Source organism: Ferruginibacter sp., assembly GCF_031430955.1.
GTDB lineage: Bacteria > Bacteroidota > Bacteroidia > Chitinophagales > Chitinophagaceae > Ferruginibacter.
The window spans coordinates 1-5,052 of the sequence record NZ_JANPCM010000550.1; the positions used below are offsets into that span (position 1 = coordinate 1).

Genomic DNA, 5,052 nt, shown 5'->3' on the forward strand with positions numbered 1-5,052 from the left:
GATTTTTTTGTAATGGATTGTGCAATAGCAATGGCTTTATTTCCTTTCTCCAATTCGGCAGGCGATGGAGGCGAAGGCCATACCTGGTGGTAATTACACATGGCCACTCCCCAGTAAGCCATTGCACAATCTGGGCTTTCATCAATAATTTTTGCAAAAACTTTTTCTGCTTCATCATATTCAAATGAATGCAGTAGTGCAACGCCTAGGTCAAAATCTTTTTTCGCTTTTTCAGGGCATGAAGTTTCAAATAAAACTGTACCCAATTCTTTATCGGGGGGGCCGCACAATACTACCTGTCCACGTTTAAGGTTGATTGCATTTATTGTTTCTATTGAAGGAGATGAGATTTTTCGTTTGCAGGAAACCGCTAACGGAACTAAAAGAATTATCAGAATATAGCGTATTATCTCTTTCATGCTTTCCTGATTTATTTTTCACGGAATAATTGCAGTTTAGCAGTATTAAAATAGTATAGTAAAACTTAGAACTTAGAACTTAGAACGGAGGTCCTGTTATCCCAACTGCTTTTAAGAAAGATAAAAATAAATATTGATACAACAAAGAGATTAGGTATTGATTTTTTATAAATAATCTCATGCTTCTATTTTTCTTTTTAATATTACCATTCCCCTGTATTCTTTTTTCATCAGTTGAAATACCGGCAATGGTAAAGTTAAATTACCGCAGATGCTGTATCCCATTTTTTTGTAGAATTCAAGTGCCCCGGTACTGGAGTCCATTGCTTTTAAAAAGATAATGTCTTTTTTAAGTTGGTGAGCAATTTGTTGCGCAAGCAGCATAAATTTTTTTCCAATACCTTTTCCTGTTGCTTTTTTATAAAGATAAATGCGTTCCACTTCCAGTGCATGCATACTTTCATCACCTGCTAAGGTTGCCGCTAATACAATTTTCATATATCCCAAATAAGCGCCGTCTTCCTCTGCGATAAAGTATTCAATATTGTTATCTGCAAGTTCCATTTCAATTTTTTCTTTTGCATAAGCATACTCCTCCATATACCATTGTGCACCACCGGCATGCCATAAGTGTAAGTAATGTTCCCGATAAATTTTTCTGGCAAGCTCTGTAATAAGTACCGCATCATCAGGGGAAGCTTTATATATATTGATCATTATTTAAAAAAAATAGTTAGAAATACGTAAAGTTAAAATTATAATTTTTGGAGTGAATATAACACCGGCAAAATAGGTTTAAAGTGATTGGATATATTAATAAGGCTAAAAAAATAATTAATAAAAAACCTCATTGCATTTGGGTTTCCGTATTGGTAAGCAGAAATGATAAAAATCTGCCTTCTTTTTTTTTACAACTATCTTTACCAAATAATTTTATAAAATGTTATTTGCCGATTTAAATTTAAATACACCCCTGCAATCCGTGTTGAACGATTTGGGTTTTACTGTTCCTACTACTATTCAGCACAGGGTTTTTCCGGTAGTTATGAGTGGCAGAGATGTTTGTGGCATTGCCCAAACCGGAACTGGTAAAACATTTGCATATTTACTTCCGCTGTTGCGTCAATGGAAATTTAATAAAGAAAAAGTGCCTCAAATTTTAATTTTGGTACCCACAAGAGAATTGGTTGCACAAGTGGTACAGGCTGTAAAAGAGCTTACGCCTTACATGAGTGTACTTGCAGTAGGTGTTTATGGAGGTGTAAATATTAAAACACAAATGGCAGAGCTGTACAATGGGGCTGATGTGGTAGTGGCAACACCGGGCAGACTGTATGATCTTGCAATGAACGGCGCATTTAAAAGTAAAGCGATAAAAAAATTAGTGATAGATGAAGTTGATGAAATGCTGAACCTTGGTTTTAGAACACAATTAAAAAATATACTGGATCTGTTGCCGGCTAAAAGACAAAATCTCATGTTTTCTGCAACCATAACAGAAGATATTGAAGCATTAATTGCAACTTATTTTAACGATCCGGAAAGGGTAGAAGCTGCACCCACCGGAACGCCATTGGAAAATATTGTACAAACCGGTTACGAAGTACCTAACTTTTACACCAAAGTAAACCTGCTGCATTTATTATTAACCGAAGATGGCACCATGACGAAGGTGCTGGTATTTGCAGCCACCAAAAAATTAGCTGATGATCTGTACGAACAATTGGAAACAAAATTTCCGGGTACGGCAGGTGTGATACACAGCAACAAAGAACAGAATCACCGCTTTAACACAGTAGAGCAATTTAAAAATGGTACTTACCGGTTTATCATAGCAACAGACATTGTTGCAAGAGGAATAGATATTGCCGAAGTAACCCACGTTATTAATTTTGATACGCCGGATGTGTCCGAAAATTATATGCACCGTATTGGCCGTACCGGCAGGGCCGATAAAAAAGGTATTGCCATTACTTTTATTACTGAAAAAGAAAAACCGCTTTTAAACGCCATAGAAACTTTAATGCACTACCAGGTGCCCATAGCCGCTTTACCGGAAGGATTGATCATCTCTGATATTTTAACTGAAGATGAGAAACCTAAAATTTATATGAAACCGGTGCAGGTAAAAATTCCTAAAAAAGATGAAGTAGGCCCGGCCTTTCATGAAAAATCTGCCAAGAATAGCAAAGTAAATTTTGTGGTAAGAAGAAAAGACCGAATGATGGCGAAATATGGTAAGCCGAAAACTAGAGGGCAGAAGAAGTAATATATCCAGCGCTTCTACCTTTATTTTTTTGAATTTTATTTGCAGTAGTTGAAAAATAATTTGTATTTTTTACTTATTAAACTTTCAACAATGTTACGTAATTTACTCTTACTGGCCGTCCTGGCATTTGCCACAGCATTTATTGCTTCTAAAATAATAAAAGTAAGCAGCAGGAATATTGCGGCCAATTTAGTTCAACATTATAAAAATAAAAAACGCACAGCTATATCATGCGGCCCCGATTGGGAATCAATTAACAGCCTTACAGAAGAAACGGCAATACCCATCATACCCGGTACAGGAAAATACACCTGGAAAATTTCCACACAAAGTGATAGTGCCCAGATTTATTTTAACCAGGGTATCAATATGTATTACAGCTTCCATATTATCGAGGCCATGGCTTCATTTAAAAAAGCGGCGAAGTTTGATTCCGGTTGTGCCATAATGTATTGGGCACAGGCATTAACATACGGGCCAAACATCAACGACCTGGGATATGTTGCATCGCCAGCGGCTTTGCAAGCCACACAAATGGCCACACAATTATCAGGCAAAGCAAGTGCTATGGAAAAAGCATTGATCAATGCGATGGCGGTAAGATATACTGCAGACTCTGCTGATGCCACCAGGGCAAAACTAAATACACAATACACCGCAATGATGAAAAAGCTGTACGATGATTTTTCAAGCAATGCAGATGCACAAGCTTTGTATGCCGATGCAATGATGCTGGAGCATCCCTGGGATTTGTGGAATATTAACGGCACGCCAAAACCATGGACACCCTTAATTGAAACCGTACTGGAAAAATTATTGAAAACTTCGCCTGATCATCCCGGTGCTAATCATTATTATATTCATGTAATGGAACCATCGCCTTATGCCGCAAAAGCCTTGGCAAGCGCCAATCGAATGGGCAGGCTTACACCAGGGCTTTCGCATACCGTTCACATGCCTTCGCATATTTACCTGCGTACCGGGCAGTATAATAAAGGGGCCACCGTAAATGAAAAAGCGTTGAATGATTATAAAAAAGTTTTTGCAATTTACAATCCTGTTGCTGCCAGTGATTTTTTATATGTGATACATAATATTCACATGCAAACTACAGTAGGTATGCTTGCAGGACGCAGGAAGTACAGTATGCAGGCTGCAAAAGAAACAGCAGCAAGTGTTCCCGAAACCTATTCACTGGCACCGGCACCTTTCGGCTCCGCTGCTCAATATATATTGATGGTACCCACGTTAGTGAATATACGCTTTGGTAATTGGGAAGAATTGTTAAGAGCTAAACAGCCTGATACCAAAATGGTTTATGCTGCTATACTTTTTCATTTTGGCAGAGGCATGGCATTGGCACATCAGTCAAAAATTACTGAAGCTAATACCGAGTTGCAGCAAATGCAGGCAGCCATGAAAGATTCCGGATTGTATCTTCCATTCGGCGTTTTTTCTCCTGCAATAGATGGTGCTATAGTAGCTGAAAATATTTTATCGGGAAACATTGCTATGGCAGAAAAAAACTATCCTGCTGCGATTAAAGCATTTGAAACAGCCACCACCACCGAAGAGCATATGGTGTACACCGAACCAAGGGACTGGCTATTAAATCCCAAACACTATTTGGGTAATGCTTATTTAAAAGCAAATGAACCTGTAGCTGCCGAAAAAGTTTTTAGAAAAGACCTGCTGAACAATAATGAAAATGGCTGGGCCTTATTTGGCATTTATCAGGCTTTGCTGGCACAGCATAAAAATGCAGCAGCAGGAGTGATGCTGGCAAGGTATAAAAAAGCTTTTGTGCTGGCGGATGTGCAACTTACTGCGGCGGTGTTTTAACGGTTATTACAATAATACCATAAGGAAAGCCTGTAAAAAATCGTACATTGAAATAAAAATTATGCCCGAATCTAAAAGCAGACACCCACATAAACATACACCACATCATGATAAACCTCCTGTTGCTCATGCGAAGCATAAAAAAACTAACCAGTCAATTATTGTTGCTGTAATATTTTTTGCATTCATCGGGCTTGGCATCAGTTATTTTATTGGCAGCAGCAGTGTTGCAGCATTAATAATTGGAACAGTGATTGGTGGTGTTGCTGGATATATTTTTGGGAAGCAGGTTAATAAAAGTTTATTGAAAAAATAATTAAGAAGAAAAGACAGGGAAATGGCGATATAGGATAAGCCGAAAACGAGAGGGCAAAATAAGTAATGAAGTTGGATTTTTTTGAGTTATGCCTTGGTTTCAGTATTTAAGATTTGGTTTTTCTGGCTTCAGATATACTACCCGGCAAACTTTTTAAACCCATACTTGCTGATAACTCATCATATTCCTGCTGAAATGTTTTCTGC

4 protein-coding genes and 1 pseudogene are annotated in these 5,052 nt (G+C 37.9%); 3 read left to right on the forward strand and 2 right to left on the reverse strand.

Annotated elements, in window-relative coordinates; genetic code table 11:
• A pseudogene (locus tag ACY65O_RS15475) lies at positions 1–419 on the reverse strand (tetratricopeptide repeat protein); the annotation flags it as partial.
• A gap of 177 nt (positions 420–596) precedes the next feature.
• Entirely contained in the window at positions 597–1,136 is a 540-nt protein-coding gene (locus tag ACY65O_RS15480; RefSeq protein WP_462221763.1) for an N-acetyltransferase family protein, read from the reverse strand.
• 223 nt (positions 1,137–1,359) lie between these two features.
• On the opposite strand from ACY65O_RS15480, the gene ACY65O_RS15485 reads away from it, so the two are divergent.
• The 3 genes from ACY65O_RS15485 to ACY65O_RS15495 all read left to right on the forward strand — a co-directional run bounded on the left by ACY65O_RS15485 (position 1,360) and on the right by ACY65O_RS15495 (position 4,846).
• On the forward strand, positions 1,360–2,688 hold the full coding sequence (locus tag ACY65O_RS15485; RefSeq protein WP_462221764.1) for a DEAD/DEAH box helicase: 1,329 nt from the start codon (positions 1,360–1,362) through the stop codon (positions 2,686–2,688).
• Between the two features lie 90 nt (positions 2,689–2,778).
• Positions 2,779–4,530 carry a hypothetical protein gene (locus ACY65O_RS15490; RefSeq protein ID WP_462221765.1) on the forward strand — a complete coding sequence of 584 codons (1,752 nt, stop codon included), beginning with the start codon at positions 2,779–2,781 and terminating at the stop codon, positions 4,528–4,530.
• Between the two features lie 61 nt (positions 4,531–4,591).
• Positions 4,592–4,846, forward strand: coding sequence for a hypothetical protein (locus ACY65O_RS15495; protein ID WP_462221766.1), 255 nt, complete (start codon positions 4,592–4,594; stop codon positions 4,844–4,846).
• The last annotated feature ends 206 nt before the right edge of the window (positions 4,847–5,052 follow it).